We start from the raw sequence: 4,001 nt of genomic DNA on the forward strand, positions 1-4,001 counted from the left end.
CGCCGACGGCGCCGCCGCGCTGCTGCGCGCCGCCGGGCTCACCGTCGAGGAGATCCACGGGGTACGCGTCCTCGCCGACCTGCTTCCCGCCGCCGTGGCCGACGGTCAGCCGGCCAGCCTGGTCGAGCTGGAACGGGCCCTCGCCGCCCGGTCGCCGTACCGGGACCTCGCCGCCCAGCTGCACCTGTTCGCCCGCCGGCCGGCATAACGGCATGACCGCCGCCGCACCGCCCGATCCGCTGGACGTCGTGGCGCCCCGCTACGGCGGTGGCAGCCTCGCCGACGTGGTGCCCAGCGCGCTGGCGGTGCTCGGCGTGCCCGGCGCGGTCGACCTGCTCGGGCTCACCCCCCGGCTGGCCGGGGTGCGGCGGATCGCCGTGCTCCTGGTCGACGGGCTCGGCTGGTACCAGATCCCGACGCCGCGCCGTACGCGCCGACCCTGGCCGGCTCGCCGCCACCGTCGGTCGGCCGCTGACCTCGGGTTTCCCCTCCACCACCCCGACCAGCCTGGTCAGCTTCGGCGCGGGCGTCGCGCCCGGGCCGCACGGGGTGCTCGGCTTCACCGTCCGGGTGCCCGGCACCGACCGGGTGCTCAACCACATCGAGTGGGCCGGCGACCCGGAGCCGCTGACCTGGCAGCCGGTCCGTACCCAGTGGGAGCGGGCCCGGGCGGCCGGTGTCGCGGTGACCGTGGTCAGCCGCCCCGAGTTCGCCGGCAGCGGGCTGACCCTGGCCGCCAACCGGGGCGGCGACTACCGGGGCGCCGCCGGGGTGGACGCCCTGGCGGCGACGATGCTCGCCGCGCTCGCCGCCGGCCCCGGGCCGACCCTGGTCTCCGGCTACCACCCCGACCTGGACCGGCACGGTCACCTCACCGGCGTCGACTCCGCGCCCTGGCGGATCGCCGCCGCCGAGGTCGACGCGCTGCTCGCCCGGCTCGTCGACGGGCTGCCGCCGGACGCCGCGCTGCTGGTCACCGCCGACCACGGGCAGCTCGACGTGCCCGCCGCGCACCGCTTCGACCTGGACACCGACTCCCGGCTGCGGGCCGGGGTACGGGTCGTCGCCGGGGAGCCGCGGGTGCGCTACCTGCACGTCGAGCCGGGCGCCGTCGACGACGTGGTGGCCGCCTGGTCGGCGGTGCTCGGCCCGGCCGCCGGGTGGAGACCCGGGCGGAGGCGGTGGCCGCCGGGCGGTTCGGCCCGGTGCCGGAGGGGCACCTGCACCGCGTCGGCGACGTCGTGGTGACCTGCCACGGCACGTACGCCGTGCTGGCCAGCCGCTCCGAGCCGCCGATGGTGTCCCGGCTGGTGGCGTACCACGGGGCGGACACGGCGGCCGAGCTGACCATTCCGCTGCTGGTGGTGCGGGGCTGACCGGTCGGGCTGTCGTACCGGCGGGCTAACCTGCGGGAATGGGTCGGAGCCAGTCGTTGCCGCGCGGCGGTGACCCGCGCTTCGGGCCGGACGCCGACGACTCCGGCAGCCCGATCCTGCACGTCGACATGGACGCCTTCTTCGCCTCGGTGGAGGTGCGTCGCCGCCCCGAGCTGCGCGGCCGGCCCGTGGTGGTCGGTGGCGTCGGGCCGCGCGGCGTGGTCAGCTCCGCCAGCTACGAGGCCCGGCGGTACGGCGTCCGCAGCGCCATGCCCACCATGCGCGCCCGGGCGCTCTGCCCGCACGCGGTCTACCTCCCGCCCGACTTCGCGCAGTACACGGCCGCCTCCCGGGCGGTCATGCAGATCTTCCGGGACGTCACCCCGCTGGTCGAGCCGCTCTCCCTGGACGAGGCGTTCCTCGACGTGGCCGGCGCGCGGCGGCTGTTCGGGCCGCCGGCCGAGATCGCCCGCCGGATCCGCGAACGGGTGGCGGCCGAGCAGGAGCTGACCTGTTCCGTCGGGGTGGCCCCGACCAAGTTCGTGGCCAAGCTCGGCTCCACCCGGGCCAAGCCGGACGGCCTGCTCGTGGTGCCGGCCGACCGGGTGCTGGAGTTCCTGCACCCGCTGCCGGTCGGCGCGCTCTGGGGGGTGGGGGAGCGCTCCGCCGAGACGCTGCGCCGGCTGGGCCTGAACACCATCGGCGACCTGGCCGAGGCGCCGTACGGCATGCTCCGCAAGGCGGTCGGCGAGGCGTCCGCCAGCCACCTGCACGAGTTGGCCTCGGGGCGCGACCCGCGCACGGTCAGCCCCGAGCACGTGGAGAAGTCGATCGGCGCCGAGGTGACCTTCGACGCCGACGTCGCCGACCCGGTGGAGATCCGCCGGGCCCTGCTCGCCCTCAGCGACAAGGTCGGCGCCCGGCTGCGCCGGGCCGGGCAGGTCGGCCGGACGGTCTCGCTCAAGGTGCGGCTGGCCGACTTCCGCACGGTCAACCGGTCCCGCACCCTCGGCGTGTCCACCGACGTGGCCCGGGAGATCTTCGACACCGCCTGGGCGCTCTACACCGTTCTCGACCCCACCGAGCGCGTCCGCCTGGTCGGCGTCCGGGTGGAGGGGCTGGCCGGGGTGACGGAGACGCCACAGCAGCTGACCCTCGGCGCGCCCGAGCGCGGCTGGCGGGAGGCGGAAGCTGCCGCCGACGCCGCGGCTGCCCGTTTCGGGCGGTCCGTCATAGGTCCGGCCAGTCTGCTCGGCAAGCGTGATACCCGTAGAGGCGAAAATCCGACCCGGCCGTAGGTCGTCCCGCTTTCCGACGCGCGAGCCCCCTCGTAGACTTGACGGCAAGCAGCCGGTTGGCTGCCACGGTCTGTCGGCCCGACCGGGCCGACCAACGTGACCGGGGAGGAGTGCCGTGCCGCTCTCGGAGCACGAGCAGCGGCTGTTCGAGCAGATCGAGCGGTCGCTTGCCGAGGACCCCAAATTCGCCTCGGCCGTGCGCGCCAGCGACCCGCGTTTCCACGCGCGGCGTCGCCTGCTCGTCGCTGCCGGCGTGGTCGTCGTCGGCCTGGCCCTGTTGGTCTACGGCGCGGTGATCAAGACTCCGCCGCTGGCAGTGGCGGGCTTCGTCGTCATGCTGGCCGCGCTGGGCTACGCGGTGCAGTCGCATCGCCGGTCGCAGTCACCCGACCTGCACGTGGTGGGTGGCACAACGACGAGTCGCCGTCGTCAGCGCGGACGCGCGGGTGGTCGACGGCCGTCGCTGTTGGACCGCATGGAGGACCGGTGGCGGCAGCGTCCGGAGGGACATCGCTGAACGCTCACCGCCCCTGAGGCGGGTGGGCGTCGCCACGACGGTGGGTGTCGGACCCGATCCGGCCACCTCCGTCGTTTCCGCACGTCCGGCCCCGACCCGAGCCCCGGCCCCGATCCGAGCCCCGGCCCCGGCCCGGCCCGATGAGGTTGCCGGAGGCGATCCACTGTCGTCGGTCGTGATTGACTCGGTGTCGGCGACATGCCGGGGTCCGGAGGCGCGGAATGCCGCCAGGTCGACGACATGGCGCGGCGCCGCGGACGGAATGTCCAGCGGCCGAGGTTGACGGCGCGGCATCACCGGGCACGCCGAGGTGTCCGCACGCACTTTCCGAGAAAGCGTGGCTATTCGGCGAAGAATAGCCGCGCTTTCTCTGAAGGTGCCCGAGCACGGGGCGGCCCCGGGCACGTGGCCGGGTGGGGGCCGGGTTAGGCCCGGCGGGCGGAGCGGTTGGCGAGCAGCCGGCGCGGGTTCCAGCGCAGGAGCACGGGGCGGCCCCGGGCACGTGGCCGGGTGGGGGCCGGGTTAGGCCCGGCGGGCGGAGCGGTTGGCGAGCAGCCGGCGCGGGTTCCAGCGCAGCAACCGTGAGCGGGTCCGTCCGCCGCTGGCCACCAGCCGGGAGGACGAGTCCGCCACCGCCAGCCGCCAGCGCAGCAGCACCGACGGCGGCAGCACGGCCGCCAGGAAGCGGGTGCGCCGGTCCGACCGGGGCGGCGATGGCGCCCCCGGACCGTCGTCAACGCCGGGTGCAACGGCTCGCCGGTGAGCGGGTCGCGGGCGTAACGGGCCCGCTCCTCCGCCGGCCGAGCAGCC

The 4,001-nt window shown here is 75.9% G+C and carries 2 protein-coding genes and 3 pseudogenes; 4 read left to right on the top strand and 1 reads right to left on the bottom strand.

Annotated features, from left to right (window positions below; genetic code table 11):
* The 4 genes and pseudogenes from JNW89_RS29750 to JNW89_RS29765 all read left to right on the top strand — a co-directional run.
* Window positions 1-208 (top strand): annotated as a pseudogene (locus JNW89_RS29750) (SAM-dependent methyltransferase); the annotation flags it as partial.
* A 4-nt stretch (window positions 209-212) separates the two neighbouring features.
* Window positions 213-1,376, top strand: a pseudogene (locus tag JNW89_RS29755) (alkaline phosphatase family protein).
* A gap of 38 nt (window positions 1,377-1,414) precedes the next feature.
* Window positions 1,415-2,674, top strand: a complete 1,260-nt coding sequence (locus JNW89_RS29760; protein ID WP_238451614.1) for a DNA polymerase IV — start codon at window positions 1,415-1,417, stop codon at window positions 2,672-2,674.
* A gap of 115 nt (window positions 2,675-2,789) precedes the next feature.
* A complete protein-coding gene (locus JNW89_RS29765; RefSeq protein WP_238451615.1) occupies window positions 2,790-3,191 on the top strand; it encodes a DUF3040 domain-containing protein in 402 nt (133 codons plus the stop codon).
* 522 nt (window positions 3,192-3,713) lie between these two features.
* Here JNW89_RS29765 and JNW89_RS29770 read toward each other — a convergent pair.
* A pseudogene (locus JNW89_RS29770) lies at window positions 3,714-4,001 on the bottom strand (transglutaminase domain-containing protein); the annotation flags it as partial.

It is taken from the genome of Micromonospora sp. 4G55 (assembly GCF_016803375.1).

Excerpts from the sequence above, each read along its gene's own strand:
- JNW89_RS29760 (WP_238451614.1), top strand. The coding sequence starts at position 1,415 with ATGGGTCGGAGCCAGTCGTTGCCGCGCGGCGGTGACCCGCGCTTCGGG.